This is a genomic window from Morganella sp. GD04133 (genome assembly GCF_029835375.1).
Taxonomy (GTDB): Bacteria; Pseudomonadota; Gammaproteobacteria; order Enterobacterales; family Enterobacteriaceae; genus Morganella; species Morganella morganii_B.
On sequence record NZ_JAODZS010000015.1, the window covers coordinates 38,743 to 58,483 of the forward strand.

A 19,741-nucleotide genomic window follows, 5' to 3' on the forward strand; every position below is an offset into this window, starting at 1 on the left:
GCAGCACCGTTCGACATTTTTGACGATCCCGCCGCTGCCATTGCCAGTCATGGTGATAACAAAAAAATGAAAACAAATTATATTCAGTAAGTTAAAGGGATTTCATTGCAAATTTAAAATTGGCATAAACCCTGCATGACTGATGGTGATAAGGCGGTATTTATCCGCTAAAAGAAGATATAGGAGCAATGTTGATGGAAAAAGTCATCACCGTCTGCCCGTATTGCGCCTCAGGCTGTAAAATTAACCTGAAGGTGGAAAACGGGAAGATCATTGGCGCGGAGGGCGCGAATGGTCACACCAATGAAGGAGAGCTCTGCCTGAAAGGGTATTATGGCTGGGACTTCATTCATGACACCAAGATTTTAACCCCCCGCTTAAAGACCCCCATGATCCGCCGTCAGCGTGGTGGCAAACTGGAACCGGTCTCCTGGGAAGAGGCGATTGAGTTTGCCAGTTCCCGCCTGTTGGCTATCAAAGAGAAGTACGGCCCGAAAGCGATTATGACCACCGGTTCATCCCGTGGCCCGGGTAACGAAGCTAACTTCGTAATGCAGAAATTTGTTCGTGCAGCAGTCGGCAGTAACAATATTGACTGCTGCGCACGTGTCTGACACGGCCCTTCGGTTGCAGGTCTGCAGCGTTCGGTCGGTAACGGCGCAATGAGTAACTCAATCGTCGAGATTGAGGATACCAAATGTATTTTTATCTTCGGTTACAATGCCGCGGATTCACACCCTATCGTCGCCCGTCGTATTGTAAAGGCGAAAGAGAAAGGTGCACAGATTATTGTCTGTGACCCGCGCTATATTGAATCAGCACGTCTTGCTGACATTCATTTAGCACTGAAAAATGGTTCAAACATCGCGCTTATCAATGCGTTGGCGCATGTGATTATTGAAGAAAATCTGCACGATAAAGCCTTTATTGATGGCCATACCGAGCAGTTTGAGGAATACCGTAAGCTGGTTGAGCCTTATACACCAGAGTCTGTGGAAGCGACCACCGGTCTGAAAGCCGATGATATCCGCAAAACGGCCCGTATGTATGCGAAAGCAGAAAATGCGGTCATTCTGTGGGGTATGGGTGTGACGCAGTTCTATCAGGGGGTGGAAACTGTCCGCGCACTGACCAGTCTGGCGTTACTGACCGGTAACCTGGGTAAACCGCATGTCGGTGTCGGTCCGGTCCGTGGTCAGAACAACGTTCAGGGTGCCTGCGATATGGGCGCACTGCCGAACACACTGCCGGGCTATCAGTATGTGGAAGACAAAGCCGCACTGGAGAAATTCGCCAAATTCTGGGGCATCGAAAAAATGCCTGCCGAAAACGGTATTCCGCTGAGTGAGGTTCCGCACTTTATCGATGAAGGCGTGCTGAAGGCGCACTACGTGATGGGTGAGGATCCGCTTCAGACTGAACCGGATCTGGCGACTATCCGCCGCACCTTCGATAAACTGGATCTGCTGATTGTCCAGGATATCTTCATGACCAAAACCGCGTCGATTGCTGACGTGATTTTCCCTGCCACTTCCTGGGGGGAACATGAAGGGGTGTATACCGCAGCAGATCGCGGGTTCCAGCGCTTCTATAAAGCGGTTGAGCCGGTCGGTGATGTGAAACCGGACTGGGAAATTATCAGTCTGATGTCCACGGCGATGGGTTATCCGATGCATTACAACAACACCAAAGAGATCTGGGATGAGTTACGTGAACTCTGCCCTATCTACTATGGTGCGACCTACGAGAAAATGGCGGATTTGGCTTATATCCAGTGGCCGTGCCGCGATGTGGCGGACAGTGATCAGGGGACAGAATACCTGTACGACGGCGGTATCTTTGATACCCCGAACGGCAAAGGTCAGTTCTATACCTGTGAATGGCGTGCGCCGATTGATCAGGTCAGTGATGACTATCCGATGGTGCTGGCAACCGTCCGTGAAGTGGGGCACTACTCCTGCCGCTCCATGACCGGTAACTGTAAAGCACTGGCGGCACTGGCGGATGAGCCGGGCTATATCCAGATCAATACCGCAGATGCTGCTGCACTGGGGATTAAAGATCAGGAGCTGGTCTGGGTGGCATCCCGTCAGGGGAAAGTTATCACCCGTGCGAATGTCAGTGAGCGTCCTAACAAAGGGGCAGTTTACATGACTTATCAGTGGTGGATTGGTGCGTGTAACGAGCTGGTGGCGGAAAACCTCAGCCCGATTACCAAAACACCGGAATATAAATACTGTGCTGTCCGCGTCGAACCGATTGCGGATCAAAAACAGGCTGAGCATTATGTTGTTCAGGAATATACCGGTATTAAGCGCCGTCTGCGTGAAGCGGCGGAAGGGTGTTAATCCGTTAGTCTTAATATGATAAAAAACCGGCGCTCAGAAATGACCGCCGGTTTTTTTATATTTTCATTTTTTGTTTAATGATGATGTCAGTCGTATTCAGTTTCTGAATTTTGATCACATAGTATTGCCTGAGAAATAGATGAACATATTACGCTCACTATTTTTGCGATGTATTTTTATTTGCGAGACATTCTTATTTCAGCGGCGGTGATTTAAATATCAATTCAGTGATTATCTTCTTCGAATATATCCTGCACAGAAATACCTAACCGCTGCATACGGGATAATAATGTTGTCCGTTTCAACCCCAGACGGGTTGCCGCACCCCGGGCACCGGCAACAACGCCGTTGGTGGCTTTGAGGGCAGCAATAATCCGGTCACGCTCTTCGTCATCATTCTCCGGTGCGGCAGTCTGCATCCGTTTTTCCAGTGAGCTCGGGGTCTCCAGCGCCGTTTTCAGGCGTGAATGCTTTGGGATATTCAGTTCATGCAACTGAATATTCAGGGTATTTCCGCGCGTCAGGATCACTGCCCGTTCAATGACGTTTTCCAGTTCGCGCACATTACCCGGCCACGGATAACGGCTCAGTTGCTCCAGCGCATCACGCGGGATACAGTCGATATTGCGGTTCATCCGGCGGGCAATCTTCTGTGTGAAGTAGGTCGCCAGCAGCGGAATATCTTCCGGGCGCTCGCGCAGCGGCGGGATCCAGATAGGGAATACATTCAGCCGGTAGTAGAGATCTTCGCGGAACTCGCGGTCATCGGTCATGGATTTCAGGTTGCGGTTGGTGGCGGCAATCAGCCGCACATCCACCGGAATCACCTTATTACCGCCGATGCGCTCAATTTCCCGCTCCTGTAACACCCGCAGCAGTTTTGGCTGGAGATCCAGCGGCATATCGCCGATCTCATCGAGGAACAGAGTGCTTTTATCCGCCATTTCAAAACGGCCGATATGGGTGGTGGTCGCACCGGTGAAAGCGCCTTTGTCATGACCGAACAGGTCGCTTTCCAGCAGCCCGGACGGGATCGCCGCACAGTTCATTTTGATCATGCTGCGGTGATGGCGGTCACTCAGGCGGTGAATAGCGCGGGCGATAAGCTCTTTCCCGGTACCGGTTTCGCCGAGGATCAGTACAGTACTGTCGCTGGCGGCAACCAGATCCACCTGCTCCAGAATGTTACGCATGGCATCACTCTGGTAAATGATTTCACTGAAGCTCTCGTTATTGTGAATCTGTTCATTCAGCCACAGGTTTTCATGCTTGAGGCTGTCTTTCAGCCGGGTGATCTCTTCATAGGCCGCTGCGTTATCCACCGCAATGGCAAACCGGGCGGCTATCTGCTTGAGCAGATTACAGTTATCGTCAGTAAAAATATGATTATTTTCATGGGATAACACCAGAACGCCCAGTGGCTTATGGTTAAATGCCAGCGGCAGCAGCAGGGTTTCTGTCATGCCCTGCGCACAGACATGCTGATACAGCGGATCCTCTGTGGCACTGTCGAGTGTCAGGCGCATCGGCTGGTTACTGTCCAGAACCTGCGCCAGATCAGGATGCAGTTCATCCAGATGATATAATGTCTTTTCTGCGGGTTTGCGGGGCTGGTAATAGCTGGAATAACAAAGATATACAGCAGAACTGTAATTATCACACAACGCAATGCTTATCTGGCTCAGCCCGAAAAACCGGTGGATCTCGCGGGAGACCTCCGCAACCAGGCCGTCCATCTCCAGATGAGAAAGCACTGAGTTGGTGATATCGACCAATATCCGGTACTGGTCACGTTCATGGCGTATGTGTTCGGTCTTGTCAGTGTTGTCCACAACATCTCCGCTCGTCTTCGTCTTTCTCATTCCTGATCCGGACGATTGCTCTTAAAATTAATTCTTCTCTGAATAGTTATAGGTATAAATAAGTTTCAGAGAGGTAATACCCATTATTGTAATGACTCTGTAAGAAAAGAATATCGCTGTCTGATTTAAGTTTGATCCAATCCCCTATTTTTCGGCGGGATGAAAACCTACTATATTATGACGCAGACGGATGATAAAAATTATCGTCAAAAATGTCGAACTGGGTGACGAATATTCTCACTATGACACACAGCGCGGCAGCATTATTTATTAATACGCTGATTTCACTGAAATTAAAAAAAATGTCAGACTGGCACGATGCATGCTTATTTCCTGATTATTCTAACCAGAGGGCGGCTGCACCGGAATGCCGGATGTGAAGTCGCCGCGTATCATTCAGGAGAGTATGATGAACCGTTTCATCATTGCAGACCCAAAGAAGTGCATTGGCTGTCACACATGTGAAGTCGCTTGTGTTGTTTCGCATCAAGAGCAGGAAACCGGTATTGAAACTGTGGTGAAAGATGAATTCTTTCCCCGTATTCATGTGATGAAAGGGTACACCATCAGTACGGCGGTTGTCTGCCGTCAGTGTGAAGACGCACCGTGTGCCAATGTCTGTCCGAACGGCGCTATCAGCCGTAAAGATGATTTTGTGTATGTCGATCAGGCAAAATGTATCGGCTGCAAAACCTGTGTGATTGCCTGTCCTTACGGCACCATGGAAGTGATCAGCCGTCCTGTTGCCCAACAGACCACCGCGCTGAATACCATTCCGCAGTACCGTGCGGAAGCCCACAAATGTGACTTATGCCATACCCGCGCGGGCGGGCCTGCCTGTGTGGAGGTGTGCCCGACTCATGCATTAATGGTGGTTGACCGTAATAAGATGGATGAGATTGTCAAAGAACGCCGCCGCCGTGCCGCATTTGAAATGCCGGCCAACCTGATGTCCTGAGGGCTGGCGGATGCATGAGGTGACGCTGTGCCAGAATGCGCTTGATATTATCGAGCAGCAGGCAAAACAGAGCGGGGCGCAGCGCGTTACCGCAGTCTGGCTGGAACTGAGTGCGGTATCCTGTATCGAAGAGGATGCCCTGCATTTTTGCTTTGATATCGTCTGCCGTGATTCACTGGCGGAAGGCGCTGAACTGCATGTCACTACCGTCCCGGCGCAGGCCTGGTGCCGGGATTGCCAGAAACCGGTCAGTGTGGCCGGGTTTAATACCGGGTGTCCGCACTGCGGCAGCCATAATCTGCAGGTGGACAGCAGTGATGCCATGCAGGTCAGACAAATCGAAATTCAGTAGTCCGGTAAGGACATAGCAATCAGGAGCCGGTTATGTGTTTAGGTATTCCCGGGCAAATCGTTGCCGTGGGCGACTCTGTAACAGACAATGCGCAGGTGGAAGTATGTGGTGTCAGACGGGATGTGAACATCGCGCTGGTTTGTGAAGGTGAGCCATCAGACATGCTGGGGAAATGGGTGCTGGTTCATGTCGGTTTTGCCATGAGCATTATCGACGAACAGGAAGCCCGCGATACGCTGGATGCATTACTGGCGATGGAAAGTGTCGAAGAGGATGTATCGTATTTTTTACGTGGTAATGCGTAAGAGTGTGTTGTCCGATTTTCTGATAAGACACCTGTTCTGACAGGTGTTTTATTCTGCTGTATCCCGCCATTCTGCTATTTTTCCGCAAAACTGTTTTTTATTCAGGACATTGCTTTTCTGCCGGTCGGATACCGCTGTTACCCGCCGGATTCTGAATTATCTTAGAGGGTTGGTGCTCGCATTCAGTACCGTATCTGTGCTTTTATGGTTTCTGAAAAAACAGAACAGGGGATACAGGGGACAGGGATATGGCACAGACAGCATTGTTGTCAGGGATTGTGCAGGCCTTAATGAAGCACCAGGGACGGGCACAGCGGGATAGACATTATCCCGGCTGGCATACAGCGCCGGTGTGCGGCCTGATGAATGATCCGGCCGGATTTATTTATCACAGGGGGCTCTGGCACCTGTTCTATCAGTGGGATCCGTTTGGCTGCGAACATAAATATCCGTGCTGGGGGCACTGGTCTTCAGCGGATCTGGTCAGCTGGACACATGAGCCGGTCGCGCTGCTGCCGTCCGGTAATTATGATACCGGCGGCTGTTTTTCCGGCAGTGCGGTGGTGAATGATGACGCACTGACTCTCTGTTATACCGGCAGTCTGGTGTACCGTGACGGGTCACGGACATTGTGGCAGTGTCTGGCCAGGGAAAAGCCGGATGGCGGCTTTGAGAAATACGGTTCTGCACTGGGGCTGCCGCAAGGATACAGCACTGATGTGATCAATCCGAAGGTCTGGCAGCACCGCGGTCAGTGGTACATGGTGCTGGGTGCCCGTGATGAGAATGACAGAGGCTGTGTGCTGTTGTATGACGCGGCGGAGTTAGGTGAGTGGGTATTGCGTGGTGTACTGGCCGGCAGCCGTCGCGGCGGGTTACGGGATGCCGGGTATTTATGGGAAAACCCCGATTTTTTCCGGCTCGGTAATGAATGGGTCCTGCTGTGCTGTCCCCGTGGTATACCGCGTGAGCCTACCCGTTTTCTGAATAGTTCCCCCGGCGCGTATCTGGTCGGGCAGTTTGATTATGAAAGCAAAACCTTCCGCCATAAACCACAGCTGTATGAAGCCGATGCCGGATTTGAATTTTATGCCCCGCAGACCACACTCGCCTCTGACGGACGACGCATAATGGTGGCGCTGATGGGGGGACCGGGCGGCGAAGAGATGCAGCAGCCGACCGTTAAAAACGGCTGGCTTCACCAGATGACCTGCCCCCGTGAGCTGACACTGCAGAACGGACAGCTGTACCAGCGTCCGGTGAAAGAGCTGGAGGCGTTGCGCGGTACCGGCGGGCAGTGGTCAGGTGAAGCGGATAATGCGCTGGAGCTGAGTGCCGGGCGGCTGGAGGTGATTATCCGGCTCTCCGGCCCGCTTATTCTGAATTTCAGCAAACAGCTGATTTTTTCCTATGACGGGCATGAAATCCGCCTGTCACGCCGCAGTCTGATCAGCGGTGACTGGCAGCACCGTTACTGGCAGGGAGAAGTGACACACCTGCATATTTTTACCGATCACTCGAGCGCGGAGATTTTTATCAATGACGGCGAGGCGGTAATGAGCAGCCGTTATTTCCCGCAGCAGACAGCGACACTGGTATTTCGTGGTCTTTCCCCGGTGCAGCTCAGCTACTGGCAGCTTAATCGTGCAGAAGTGGCCTGACGGCAGATAAAAAAAGACCGGCTTTTAAGCGCCGGTCTTTTTATGACAGACAATGATTACAGCGTGATGACACCAATCACGGCCATCACACTGAGGATGGTTGCCAGGCCGTAAAAGACCCAGCGTCCCGCAGGAACATGGATTTTCAGGTCATGCATGCAATGGTGGATACGGTGCAGTGCACACCACAGCGGCAGGATAATCATCAGCAGCAGGAAAACCTTACCGATAAAGCCCTGGCAGAAGGCCAGAATGCGGCTGTAACTGAGCATATCCGGTGCCACAGCAAACGGGACCAGAAAAGCCAGCAGCACAATAACGGCTGGTGAAACAATGGCACTCCACATGCCGCCTGCGCCAAACAATCCCCAGAAAAACGGTTCCTGTGAGCGTTTCGGATTCGGATTAATCATATCGGTTTCCTTCCTTATCACAGTAACGCAACGGCCAGAATGACGGCGTTAACAATGAGGGTCACCACCCAGAGCAGACGGACAATCGGCTCCGGTCCCATTTTTTCGTCTTTGATAACGATATTGACGGCTTTCGGTGCCAGCTGGAACCAGGTCACCGTGTGCAGCAGCGTACCGGCCAGTGTCAGGATATTAACCAGTACCACCAGCGGATTTTGCAGGAAGTGGACATACCCTGCCCAGTCCGCCGGGCCGCCCTTAAGACAGTAAACGCCGTACATCACCAGCAGGCTGAACCAGAGCTGAACCACTGCGGTGCCTTCCCGCAGCATATAAAAACGGTAAAAACCGAGTTTATTCCACCATGTCGGTGTCATTTCACGCACATAAGGCTTACGTTTGGTCGTCATTTCTCTCTTCCTTATTGTGGTTTCAGACGGGCGATAATGTAATCTTCCGCACTGGCGGCTTTACCCTGCTGAATGGCGGCTGCCGGATCCACATGTTTCGGACAGACTTCCGAGCAGTAACCCACGAAGGTACAGGTCCATACGCCGTTATCGCCGTTGATTTGTGTCATCCGCTCTTTTTTGCCGTGATCGCGGCTGTCGGTGTTATAGCGCTGCGCCAGTGTCAGCACACCCGGGCCGAGGAATTCCGGATTCAGACCAAACTGCGGACAGGCCGCATAGCACAGACCGCAGTTAATGCAGCCGGAGAACTGATGGTATTTCGCCATCTGTCCCGGGGTCTGGTTGTTCGGGCCTTCGGACGGTTTGCGGTCATTGCCGATGATATAAGGCTTGATCGCTTCCAGGCTCTCGATAAAGTGCGTCATATCCACAACCAGGTCGCGTTCAATCGGGAAGTTGCCGAGCGCTTCAACCTCCATGCCCTGCGGGTATTCGCGCAGGAAGGTTTTACAGGCGAGTTTCGGCACCTTGTTGACCATCATGCCGCAGGAGCCGCAGATAGCCATCCGGCAGGACCAGCGGTAGGAGAGATCCGGTGCCAGGTTGTCTTTGATATAGCCCAGCGCATCCAGCAGTGACGTCTGCTCATCGTAAGGCACCTGATACGTGACAGCGTGCGGCTCATTATCCGTTTCCGGGTTATAGCGCATCACTGACATTTTCAGCATTTTCATCTCAGCCATTGACGTTTTCCTTCTCTTTTGCCGCCTGTTCAGCCGCCGCCGCTTCACCACCGTAGACACGTTTTGCCGGGGCAGATTTGGTTATCTTCACATCACTGTATTCCAGATGCGGCGAACCGTCCGGATTGTGGAAAGCGAGGGTGTGTTTCAGGAAATTGACATCGTCGCGCTCAGTACAGCCTTCATCCAGACGCTGGTGTGCGCCGCGTGATTCTTTACGGTTAAAGGCGGAGTGCGCCATACATTCCGCGACATCCAGACCAAAGCCCAGCTCAATGGTGTAGAGCAGGTCGGTATTGAAGACAGAAGAGCGGTCAGTGATTTCCACCCGTTTGAAACGCTCTTTCAGTTCGGCCAGTTTGTCGATGGTTTTCTGCATCAGCTCCGGTGTGCGGTAAATACCGCAGCCTTCTTCCATTGCCTCACCCATCTCATCACGCAGTCTGGACCAGCTTTCGGTACCTTTCTGGTTCATCAGCGCTTTCAGGTTGTTTTCAATGTCAGCGGTGCGGGCATCGATAGCATTGCTGTTGGCGGCGTGGGTTTCCTGTGCGTGTTTAACCGCTTCTTCCCCGGCCAGGCGACCGAAGACCACCAGTTCCGCCAGGGAATTGGAGCCGAGGCGGTTGGCGCCGTGCAGACCGACGGAGGAACACTCGCCGACCGCAAACAGCCCTTTGATGCGGGTTTCACAGCGCTGGTCGGTTTCGATACCGCCCATGGTGTAGTGCGCGGTAGGACGGACAGGGATCGGCTCTTTGACCGGATCCACGCCGACATAGGCTTTCGCCAGCTCGCAGATAAACGGCAGGCGCTCCAGCAGTTTTTTCTCGCCCAGATGACGCAGATCCAGATAAACCACATCACCACGGCTGGTTTTGATAGTCCGGCCTTTGCGCCACTCGTGCCAGAACGCCTGGGAGACTTTATCGCGCGGGCCGAGTTCCATGTATTTGTTTTCCGGATGACCGAGCGGGGTTTCCGGGCCCATGCCGTAATCCTGCAAATAGCGGTAGCCATCTTTATTGACCAGAATACCGCCTTCACCGCGGCAGCCTTCTGTCATCAGAATACCGGAGCCGGGCAGACCGGTCGGGTGATACTGAACGAATTCCATATCCCGCAGCGGCACGCCGTGACGGAAGGCCATACCCATCCCGTCACCGGTGACAATTCCGCCGTTGGTGTTATAGCGGTAGACACGACCGGCGCCGCCGGTGGCCATAATCACCGAATTAGCGCGGATCTGAACTTTTGTCCCTTCCATCATATTGATCGCCACCAGACCGCGCACATGGCCTTCATCCACAATAATATCGAGGACGAAATGCTCATCAAAACGCTGAATCTGCGGGTATTTCAGAGAGGTCTGGAACAGAGTGTGCAGCATATGAAAGCCGGTTTTATCGGCAGCGAACCAGGTCCGCTCGATTTTCATACCACCAAAACGGCGCACGTTGACGGAACCGTCTTCTTTACGGCTCCACGGGCAGCCCCACAGTTCCAGCTGGGTCATTTCTGTCGGACAGTGTTCGACAAAATACTCCACCACATCCTGCTCACATAACCAGTCGCCCCCGGACACCGTATCACCGAAATGATAATCATAGGAATCATGGGATTGTGTCACAGCCGCAGAGCCACCTTCTGCGGCCACGGTGTGGCTGCGCATCGGGTAAACTTTTGAGATCAGAGCAATTTTCAGGTTCGGGTTAGCTTCTGCAGCGGCAATCGCCGCCCGCAGCCCTGCACCGCCTGCTCCGATAATTGCGATATCGGCATTAAAGGTTTGCACTGTGCTTCTCCATTGTTCAGGTAAATCGAAAGTTAAAATGTAAAAACGAAATCTGACACGGGTACTTAAAATTGTTATCAGTAACCGAATCCTTTCAGTTGATAAAAACGCTAATCAATTCCGGTTACTGACTGGTTATAAAAATCACATTCTGTTTAAAGTATAGCGAATAGTTGATCGTTTAAATTTGATATAACCAAGGGTTTTAAGCGCTAATTTTTCATTTTTGCGGATGAATAACCGGATATTTCAGGTAATAACCTAAGTAATTACTTTGGTGTATCTGTTTTGTTTGTTTTTCGTTAAATGAAATATGCAAGGTAAACATATAATTAGCGCTAAAAGCATAGCGCATATCAGCAGCGGTACAATCATTAAATAGCAGAGGTGTGAATCAGACAGAAAACCGGCGGAAAATCAGTTGGTTTTCTGGTGGTTTTTGCGGAAAACTCCGGATGTTGCGGGTATGTGATATTCATCACGACTATGGATTATTTCGCTCTGATTTTTGGTGTTTTGTTTTCGTTTTTGCTCATTATCAATCATAAAGGAAGAAAAAACGGTTACGCTATCACCATAATAAAGGAACATGACTGAGAGGAACCCCATGTCTGATTCACCTGTCAATGAAGCGGATGTCATTATCATCGGCGGTGGCGCAACCGGTGCCGGGATGGCACGGGACTGCGCCCGGCGGGGGCTGCGCACGCTGCTGCTGGAGCGGTTTGATATCGCGACCGGTGCGACCGGTCGTAACCACGGCCTGCTGCACAGCGGTGCCCGTTATGCGGTGACGGATCCGGAATCCGCCCGTGAGTGTATTTCGGAAAACCGGATTTTGCGGCGTATTGCCCGCCACTGTGTCGAGGAAACCAGCGGTTTGTTTATCACACTGCCGGAAGATGAGATGGCGTATCAGGCCACGTTTATTGAAGCCTGCCGCGCGGCAGGTATCGAAACTCAGGTGATGTCCCCGCAGGAGGCGCTGCGTTTTGAGCCGTCTGTAAACCCGGCGCTGCTGTGTGCAGTGAAAGTGCCGGACGGCACGGTGGATCCGTTCCGCCTGACCGCCGCCAATATGCTGGATGCAAGGGAGCACGGTGCGCAGGTGCTGACTTATCACGAGGTCACGGATGTGCTGCGTCAGGGCGATCAGGTAACCGGCGTGCAGGTTTATGATCATCAGAATCACCGCCGCTATCCCTTGTATGCGCCGGTGGTGGTTAATGCGGCAGGGATCTGGAGTCAGCGTATCGCCGGTTTTGCCGGGGTGCAGATTAGTATGCTGCCTGCCAAAGGATCACTGCTGATCCTCGGGCACCGCCTCAACCAGCGTGTTATTAACCGCTGCCGCAAGCCGGGTGATGCGGATATTTTGGTGCCGGGGGATACCATTTCCCTGATCGGCACCACGTCAGTTCATATTCCTTATGATGATATCGACAACATGATTGTCACGGCGGATGAGGTCGATACCCTGATCCGCGAGGGTTCGCGGCTGGCACCGGCAATGGCGCAGGCGCGTATTCTGCGGGCATATGCGGGGGTCCGTCCGCTGGTGGCGGCGGATGATGATCCGACCGGGCGTAGTATCAGCCGGGGGATTGTGCTGCTGGATCATGAGAAACGCGACGGATTGCGCGGCTTCCTTACTATCACCGGCGGCAAGCTGATGACTTACCGGCTGATGGCGGAATGGGCGACAGACGCGGTGTGCGCGAAGCTCGGTATCACCGCGCTGTGCTCCACGGCGGAGGAACCGCTGCCGGGCTCGGCACAGTCGGCGGAACAGACATTGCGTAAGGTGATTTCCCTTCCTGCCCCGTTACGCGGATCGGCGGTGTACCGTCACGGCGATCGCGCGGCAGAACTGCCGCACACGACGCGGCTGGATAAAAGTCTGGTCTGTGAGTGTGAAGCGGTCACTGCCGGTGAGGTGCGCTATGCCACGGAAAGCCTGACGGTGAATAACCTGCTGGATCTGCGCCGCCGCACCCGTGTCGGTATGGGGACCTGCCAGGGCGAGCTGTGCGCCTGCCGGGCGGCGGAACTGCTGACTCAGCTGAGAATCACCACCGCTGAAAAATCCGAAACCGAACTGATGCATTTCCTGAATGAACGCTGGAAAGGTGTGCGCCCGGTGGCGTGGGGGAATGCGCTGCGGGAAAGTGAGTTCACCGGCTGGGTGTATCAGGGATTATGCGGGCTGGAAAACAGCGGGACAGACGAACAGGGAGAGCAGCATGAAATATGATGTGGTTATCGCGGGCGGCGGCCTTGCCGGTCTCTCCTGCGGCGTGAAACTGGCAGAGAGCGGACTGAGCTGCGCCATTATCAGCGCAGGACAGAGCGCGCTGCATTTCTCATCGGCGTCACTGGATCTGCTCTCGGCGCTGCCGGACGGGCAGCCGGTCACGGAGCCGCTTTCGGCACTGGCGGCACTGGCACATCAGGCACCGGCGCATCCCTACAGTGTGATAGGAGAGAGTGCGGTACGCCGCGGTGTGTCACAGGCAATGGCGCTGTTGCAGCAGGATGACTTACCGTTGCGGGGATCGGCGGAGCGTAATCACTGGCGTCTGACCCCGGCCGGACAATGGCGGATGAGCTGGCTGACCCCGGATGTGGTACCGGTTCTGAGCGAAAAAATGACGGCAGACTGGCAGCCGGCTGCGGTTATCAGCATCACCGGTTTTCTTGATTTTCAGGCGGAAATGGCTGCCGCCGCACTGACCCGTCAGGGGTATCCGGCACAGGCGTATACCCTGCATCTGCCGTGCCTGGATAAGTTACGCAATAACCCGAGTGAGTTCCGTTCCGTCAATATTGCCCGTGTGCTGGATTTGCCGCAAAACCGGCAGGAACTGGCTGATGAACTGGCACAGTGCGGGATCACGGAACAATCCCTGATTTTACCGGCCTGTTTCGGGGCGGAAAACGGTGACGGAGTGGCTTTTTTACAGCAGCAGCTGAATAAAACGGTTTATCAGTTGCCGACCCTTCCGCCGTCACTGTTGGGAATGCGCCTGCATCAGGCATTATTGTGCCGTTTCCGCCGGGCGGGGGGATTTGTGATGCCGGGGGACAGTGTCATTTCTGTCCGCCGTGACGGTGAGCGGATCACGCAGCTGTTTACCCGTAATCACGGTGATATTCCGGTACAGGCAGCGCAGTTTGTGCTGGCGACCGGCAGTTTCTTCAGTAACGGGCTGGCGAGTGATATTGACCATATTTATGAGCCGCTGCTGAATCTGAATCTGACCGAAACCCTGCCGCGCCGGGAATGGACATCAGCAGATCTGTTTGCCCGTCAGCGTTATCTGGAAGCCGGAGTGGCAACAGATGCACATCTGCATCCGGCGGATGCGAATGGCACTATCACTAACCTGTATGCTGCCGGGGCGGTGCTGGGCGGGTATAACCCGTTACAGGAGGGCTGCGGTGCGGGTGTTTCTCTTGTCACTGCGATGTACGCAGCGGAACAGATTCTGGCGCAGATTGGCGCGGCGGTAACGGAGGAACAGGTATGAGTACGGGACAAACACAGTTTGAGAACTGCATCAAATGCACCGTCTGTACAACGTACTGCCCGGTGGCGAAGGTAAATCCGGATTATCCCGGCCCGAAACAGGCGGGGCCGGACGGTGAGCGGCTGCGCCTGAAAGATGCCATGCTGTATGATGATGCGCTCACCCTCTGCACCAACTGCAAACGTTGCGAAGTGGCGTGCCCGTCGGATGTCCGCATCGGGGATATTATCGCCCGTGCCAAACTGACATATTCCCCGTCACGGCCGAAGATCCGTGACGCGATTCTGAGCCACACTGATCTGATGGGATCACTTTCCTCGCCGTTTGCGCCGGTGGTCAATACCATCACCGGGATGAAACCGGTACGCAAACTGCTGGATACCGCTCTGAAAATTGATCACCGCCGTGAACTGCCGAAATATTCGTTCGGTACTTTCCGCCGCTGGTACAAAAAACAGCAGGAAAAGCAGACAAAATTCGGCGAACAGGTCGCGTACTTCCACGGTTGTTATGTGAATTATAACCATCCGCAGCTTGGTAAAGATGTGATTAAGGTGTTTAACAGCATGGGGATCGGTGTACAACTGCTGGAGCGGGAAAAATGCTGTGGTGTGGCGCTGATCGCCAACGGGTTTGCAAAGCAGGCGAAAAAACAGGCGTCGGTGAATGTGGAATCCCTCACCAAAGCGATTGTTGAACAGAAGATGCCGGTGATTGCGACATCCTCCACCTGTGCTTTTACCCTGCGGGATGAATATCCGCATATCCTGGATGTGGATACCGCACCGCTGCGCGATAACATAGAGCTGGTGACCCGTTATCTTTACCGGCTGATGCAGGAGGGGCGCAAACCGGCGCTTAAACATACGCCGCTGAAGGTTGGCTATCACACGCCGTGTCATATGGAAAAAATGGGCTGGACGGCCTATTCCCTTGAGCTTATCCGATCAATACCGGGGGTGGAACTGATCGTGCTGGATTCACAATGCTGTGGTATTGCCGGAACTTACGGGTTTAAAAAGGAAAACTACGAAACATCACAGGCGATTGGTTCCCCGCTGTTCCGCCAGATAGAGGAGAGTGGTATTGACCTGGTGATCAGTGACTGTGAAACCTGTAAATGGCAGATTGAGATGTCGACCAGCAAAAAATGCGAGCACCCGGTATCTCTGCTGGCGCGGGCGCTGGCATAAATAAAGGATGACAGAAACCGGCTGAATATTACACATAAACCGCATTTTCCATTCACTTTTTTCTCCCGCCCGGTGCTAGCATCGGGCGGATTTTTTAAAGAAAATGATAAAGATATTGAGAGGAAAATGAACAAGTTCGCATCACATTCAGTCACTAACTGTATTATTGCCGTGTCAATGGTATTCCTGCTTTCTGCCTGTTCAAGCCGTTTACCGGATCACGCCGAACAATCTGATTTTCTGAGTGATTATCAGCGCCTGACCGAAACAGAAACAGCCTCCGGTGAGGTGATTAAATCCTGGCGTTCTGACGATTTCACGGCAGAAAACCCGAAAGCAACGCTTATCTTCACACCGGTTGTGTTTAAGCCGCTGAATGAAAATAACAAAATGGGTAAACAGTTTATGACTGTTTTGCTCAATTACACTAATCAGCAGATCAAAAATGAGCTGGCAAAGCGGTATCAGCTGACGGAAACGGCTGCACCGGGTGTGCTGCGTTTTGAGGGCGTGGTGACCGCTGTTAAGGTCACTAACGAAGATTTTAAACCCTATGAGGTCTTGCCGGTGATGCTGATCGTTGCCGGAACACAGCTGGCGATCGGCAACCGTGATGCGGACACGTCCATCTATTTTGAATGGAAAATAACGGATTCCGTATCAAAAAAACCGTATCTTGAAGCGATCCGCAAAAATAAAGGGGAGCAGATGAGCAACAAAGACCAGACAATCACATTAGAAGAACTGAAAGCCGCAGTGGATACGATTGCCGCAGAGATCCTGCCCGCAGCATAATGAATACCGGCAGCGGATTACAGACAGTAACGCCCGGTTATCCCGGGCGTTACGGAACAGCATAATAAGCAGATTAATACAGCCAGTCGCGACCCATGCGGTCAGCAGCCATAATCGCGGCATAGACCTGGTCAGAATCGACTTCAAACGGCATGTTGTAGATGGTTTCGTTGTCTGCACAACTCAGCTCGGCAACCGCCATGACTTTCTCTTCCAGCTCGGTACCGATGCTGTCCACACCCAGTTCTTCTAGGGTGATTGGCAGACCGACCTGAGCACAGAACTCCAGCACGGTTTCCAGCTCTTCCGCCGGAGCATTTTCCAGCACTAACTGCACGAGAGTACCGAACGCCACTTTTTCACCGTGGTACATGTGGTGGCACTCTTCCAGCGCGGTAAAGCCGTTGTGGATAGCATGTGCCGCTGCAAGACCGGCGCTTTCAAAGCCCAGCCCGCTGAGCAGGGTGTTGGCTTCAATGATGTTTTCCACCGCCTTGGTGCTGACCCCGGCTTCCACCGCCAGTTTGGCTTTAATGCCGTCGCTGAGCAGCGTGTCAAAGCAGAGGTTCGCCAGTGCCAGCGCCGCCAGAGTGGTGGTGCCGCCTGCCATGGTGGCTTTTCCGGCTGCGCTGCACGCGCGGGCTTCAAAGTAAGTGGCCAGTGCATCACCCATACCGGCCACCAGCAGGCGTGCCGGTGCGCGGGCAATGATATTGGTATCCATCACCACCACATTCGGGTTCTGCGGATAGAACAGGTAGCTGTCGAACGCACCGAGTTCATTATAAACAACGGACAGTGCGCTGGTCGGCGCATCGGTTGATGCGATTGTCGGGGCAATGATCACCGGCAGTTTGGCAAAATGCGCCACAGCCTTGGCGGTATCCAGTGTTTTACCGCCGCCCACACCCAGTATCGCCTGGCATTTGTGGTTTTTCGCCAGTTTGGTCAGACGGTCGATCTCTTCGTGCGTACACTCGCCGCCGAAGGTTTCAAAGACACCGCTGACGTCGTATTCGCTCAGGCTGTCATTCACAATATCGCCCACCAGTTCGCGGACAAATTTATCAGCAATCACCAACGTTTTTTCCGCTAATGGTCTGATGTATTTACCCACATGGTAAAGCGCGTCCGGACCCTGAATGTATTTGGCCGGGGATTGGATCACTTTTAACATACTCAAACTCCTGAATGCATTCGCGTTATGGTGTCAGTGAGGGATAGTATTCCGTCTGAATCAGACTAACAGTTACAGTAACGGATATGTGAGAGCTGACGCACTGTACGGGCCGGGAGCACGGGGGCAGATCGGGAAAATGTGATACAGACGACAGCACAGAGGCAGGATAGCGCCTCTGCGTGTCAGAAAAATGAATAATCAGTGATGCGCGGGCAGGGAACCGTCAGCGCGTTGCGCAAAAAAAGAGCGCAGGATCAGATTAAGCAGCACGCCGTAAGCCGGCAGGAAGAACAGCATGCAGATAGTGACTTTGAAACTGTAATCCACCAGGGCGATTTCCACCCAGTTTGCCGCCATAAACGGATCGGTACTGCGCCAGAAGGCGATAAAGAAGAAAGCCAGGGTATCGATCAGGTTGCCGACAAACATGGCGGCAGCCGGTGCCACATACCAGCGGCGGTTCTGACGCAGGCGGTTAAAGACATTCACATCCAGAATCTGTCCGAGGGCATACGCCATAAAGCTGGCGGCGGCAATCCGCGCCACAAACAGGTTGAAGTGCGACAGAGCCTCAAAACCGGCCCATTCTCCCTGAAAAAACAGGGCGGAGACCACATAGGAAATCGCCAGTGCTGGGATCATCACCGAGGTGATAATCCGCCGAGCCAGCGGTGCGCCGTAGATACGGACGGTCAGGTCGGTCGCCAGGAAAATAAACGGAAACGTGAAAGCCCCCCAGGTGGTATGGAAGCCGAAAATGGTGATCGGCAACTGCACCAGGTAGTTACTGGAGGTAATGATCAGAACATGAAAAAGTGATAACCAGATAAGCGCTGTGCGCCGCTGGCGGGCAGATAAATCAAACATATTGTACCTTTTTGGTGGTTGGGGTGAGGGAACCCAATAATCTCAGCGCGCAATAATACGCCGTTTGCGCAACAAAAGCAAAGGACTCTCCCTGCCGGGAGCGGCTGAAGGATTAACGACACAGAAGCGGCGCAGGACGTTTATTTCCGGTATAATTCCCGGATTCGTTACTTAACAGGACAATCATGATGTCTGATACTTTTTCCTGTGCCGATAAAACACTCGACACACTCGGGCTGCGCTGCCCGGAGCCGGTGATGCTGGTGCGTAAAACCATCCGCGGGATGAATACCGGTGACATTTTGCTGGTGGTGGCGGATGATCCGGCGACCACGCGGGACATTCCCGGGTTCTGCCGTTTTATGGAGCATGAGCTGGTGGCTCAGGACGCTGAAACCGCGCCGTACCGTTATCTGATCCGCAAAAAAGAGAGCGCGCTGTAATCCTTCTTTCAGGGACTGAACCATGCTTGACCGCTTTGATACCTTTCTGCTGGCACAGAAACACTCATCTCTGACCGGCTGGCGCCGGTTTATCCTTGAATTTTGGTTTTTCGGTCTGAAAGAGGCGCGGGCATGCCTGTTTGCCGCCTTCTTTTTTCTCGCCTTGTTTCTGGTACCGGCTGCCGGTGTCGCGGGGATCCCCCGTTATGATTTTCTGCTGATCCTGGCAGTCCTGTTTCAGGCCGCGATGGTGTGGAAAAAGCTGGAAACCACGGATGAACTGAAAGCTATCTGTATTTTCCATGTGGTCGGTTTTGTCATGGAGCTGTTTAAAACCTCCTCCGCCATCGGATCGTGGAGCTATCCTGATGCGGCGTATACCAAATTATGGAATGTGCCGTTATTCACCGGGTTTATGTATGCGGCGGTCGGCAGTTATGTAATTCAGGCGTGGCGCTTCCTGAATGTCAGAATTGAAAACTTCCCGCCGTACTGGCTGGCAACCCTGATTGCGCTGGCAATTTATGTCAATTTCTTTGCCCATCACTTTATCGGCGATTACCGCTGGTATCTCACCGCGTTTATTCTCGGGATGTATGCACGAACCATGGTTTATTACACGCCGTATGATAAAGAACGCCGTATGCCGCTGCTGCTCGCTTTCGTACTGATTGGCTTTTTTATCTGGCTGGCGGAAAACTTCGGCACCTTTTTCGGCGTCTGGCAGTACCCGAATCAGATCGGGGCGTGGGCGACGGTGCATGCCGGAAAGTGGGCATCCTGGTCGCTGCTGGTGATTGTTACCTTTACGATTGTGGCGTACCTCAAACATATTAAAGCCACGATTCTGGTGGTGAAATAAAAAAGCCCCCGGTTACCGGGG

18 protein-coding genes are annotated in these 19,741 nt (G+C 53.0%); 11 read left to right on the top strand and 7 right to left on the bottom strand.

Annotated features, from left to right (window positions below):
• The first annotated feature begins 194 nt into the window (after nt 1-194).
• Nucleotides 195-2,348: a formate dehydrogenase subunit alpha gene (gene fdhF, locus N7387_RS09075; RefSeq protein ID WP_279798328.1), complete on the top strand. Its 2,154-nt coding sequence runs from the start codon at nt 195-197 to the stop codon at nt 2,346-2,348.
• A gap of 224 nt (nt 2,349-2,572) precedes the next feature.
• Here the strand turns inward: fdhF and N7387_RS09080 are convergent, their stop codons facing one another.
• Entirely contained in the window at nt 2,573-4,180 is a 1,608-nt protein-coding gene (locus N7387_RS09080; RefSeq protein WP_262861481.1) for a sigma 54-interacting transcriptional regulator, read from the bottom strand.
• A gap of 439 nt (nt 4,181-4,619) precedes the next feature.
• On the opposite strand from N7387_RS09080, the gene hydN reads away from it, so the two are divergent.
• From hydN to N7387_RS09100, 4 genes are all read left to right on the top strand, one after another.
• The gene (gene hydN / locus N7387_RS09085; protein WP_262861494.1) at nt 4,620-5,168 is read left to right on the top strand and encodes an electron transport protein HydN; all 549 of its coding nucleotides are present in this window, start codon (nt 4,620-4,622) and stop codon (nt 5,166-5,168) included.
• Between the two features lie 10 nt (nt 5,169-5,178).
• Nucleotides 5,179-5,520: a hydrogenase maturation nickel metallochaperone HypA gene (hypA, locus tag N7387_RS09090; RefSeq protein WP_045137921.1), complete on the top strand. Its 342-nt coding sequence runs from the start codon at nt 5,179-5,181 to the stop codon at nt 5,518-5,520.
• A 32-nt stretch (nt 5,521-5,552) separates the two neighbouring features.
• Nucleotides 5,553-5,825 (top strand): hydrogenase maturation factor HybG, encoded by a 273-nt coding sequence (gene hybG / locus N7387_RS09095; protein ID WP_046893071.1) that lies wholly within the window; start codon nt 5,553-5,555, stop codon nt 5,823-5,825.
• A gap of 248 nt (nt 5,826-6,073) precedes the next feature.
• Nucleotides 6,074-7,486 (top strand): sucrose-6-phosphate hydrolase, encoded by a 1,413-nt coding sequence (locus N7387_RS09100; RefSeq protein ID WP_262881752.1) that lies wholly within the window; start codon nt 6,074-6,076, stop codon nt 7,484-7,486.
• 56 nt (nt 7,487-7,542) lie between these two features.
• On the opposite strand, the gene frdD is transcribed toward N7387_RS09100, so the two are convergent.
• The 4 genes from frdD to frdA are packed head-to-tail and all read right to left on the bottom strand — an operon-like array spanning nt 7,543 to nt 10,850.
• Complete coding sequence (gene frdD, locus N7387_RS09105; protein WP_279798335.1) at nt 7,543-7,899, bottom strand: fumarate reductase subunit FrdD; 357 nt, start codon at nt 7,897-7,899, stop codon at nt 7,543-7,545.
• Between the two features lie 17 nt (nt 7,900-7,916).
• Nucleotides 7,917-8,309, bottom strand: a complete 393-nt coding sequence (frdC, locus tag N7387_RS09110) for a fumarate reductase subunit FrdC (RefSeq protein ID WP_262868167.1) — start codon at nt 8,307-8,309, stop codon at nt 7,917-7,919.
• Nucleotides 8,310-8,320: 11 nt separating this feature from the next.
• Nucleotides 8,321-9,055: a succinate dehydrogenase/fumarate reductase iron-sulfur subunit gene (locus N7387_RS09115; RefSeq protein ID WP_262861485.1), complete on the bottom strand. Its 735-nt coding sequence runs from the start codon at nt 9,053-9,055 to the stop codon at nt 8,321-8,323.
• Nucleotides 9,048-10,850, bottom strand: coding sequence for a fumarate reductase (quinol) flavoprotein subunit (gene frdA / locus N7387_RS09120; protein ID WP_279798339.1), 1,803 nt, complete (start codon nt 10,848-10,850; stop codon nt 9,048-9,050). Before frdA ends, N7387_RS09115 begins: the two co-directional genes overlap by 8 nt.
• A gap of 607 nt (nt 10,851-11,457) precedes the next feature.
• Between frdA and glpA the strand changes: the two genes are divergently transcribed.
• The 4 genes from glpA (at nt 11,458) to N7387_RS09140 (ending at nt 16,368) form a co-directional block, all read left to right on the top strand.
• On the top strand, nt 11,458-13,104 hold the full coding sequence (gene glpA / locus N7387_RS09125; protein WP_279798340.1) for an anaerobic glycerol-3-phosphate dehydrogenase subunit A: 1,647 nt from the start codon (nt 11,458-11,460) through the stop codon (nt 13,102-13,104).
• On the top strand, nt 13,094-14,380 hold the full coding sequence (gene glpB, locus N7387_RS09130; RefSeq protein WP_279798341.1) for a glycerol-3-phosphate dehydrogenase subunit GlpB: 1,287 nt from the start codon (nt 13,094-13,096) through the stop codon (nt 14,378-14,380). The genes glpA and glpB overlap by 11 nt, the downstream gene beginning before the upstream one ends.
• Complete coding sequence (gene glpC, locus N7387_RS09135; RefSeq protein ID WP_279798343.1) at nt 14,377-15,573, top strand: anaerobic glycerol-3-phosphate dehydrogenase subunit GlpC; 1,197 nt, start codon at nt 14,377-14,379, stop codon at nt 15,571-15,573. Before glpB ends, glpC begins: the two co-directional genes overlap by 4 nt.
• Before the next feature lie 126 nt (nt 15,574-15,699).
• Nucleotides 15,700-16,368 carry a DUF3313 domain-containing protein gene (locus N7387_RS09140; RefSeq protein ID WP_279798344.1) on the top strand — a complete coding sequence of 223 codons (669 nt, stop codon included), beginning with the start codon at nt 15,700-15,702 and terminating at the stop codon, nt 16,366-16,368.
• Between the two features lie 73 nt (nt 16,369-16,441).
• Here the strand turns inward: N7387_RS09140 and N7387_RS09145 are convergent, their stop codons facing one another.
• Together N7387_RS09145 and N7387_RS09150 are read right to left on the bottom strand one after the other, a co-directional pair.
• Entirely contained in the window at nt 16,442-17,545 is a 1,104-nt protein-coding gene (locus N7387_RS09145) for a glycerol dehydrogenase (protein WP_279798346.1), read from the bottom strand.
• Nucleotides 17,546-17,746: 201 nt separating this feature from the next.
• Nucleotides 17,747-18,415, bottom strand: a complete 669-nt coding sequence (locus N7387_RS09150) for a 7-cyano-7-deazaguanine/7-aminomethyl-7-deazaguanine transporter (RefSeq protein WP_004236234.1) — start codon at nt 18,413-18,415, stop codon at nt 17,747-17,749.
• A gap of 188 nt (nt 18,416-18,603) precedes the next feature.
• On the opposite strand from N7387_RS09150, the gene tusA reads away from it, so the two are divergent.
• Nucleotides 18,604-18,858, top strand: coding sequence for a sulfurtransferase TusA (gene tusA, locus N7387_RS09155; protein ID WP_262881864.1), 255 nt, complete (start codon nt 18,604-18,606; stop codon nt 18,856-18,858).
• 22 nt (nt 18,859-18,880) lie between these two features.
• Complete coding sequence (locus tag N7387_RS09160) at nt 18,881-19,720, top strand: DUF817 domain-containing protein (protein ID WP_279798348.1); 840 nt, start codon at nt 18,881-18,883, stop codon at nt 19,718-19,720.
• Nucleotides 19,721-19,741 lie beyond the last annotated feature (21 nt).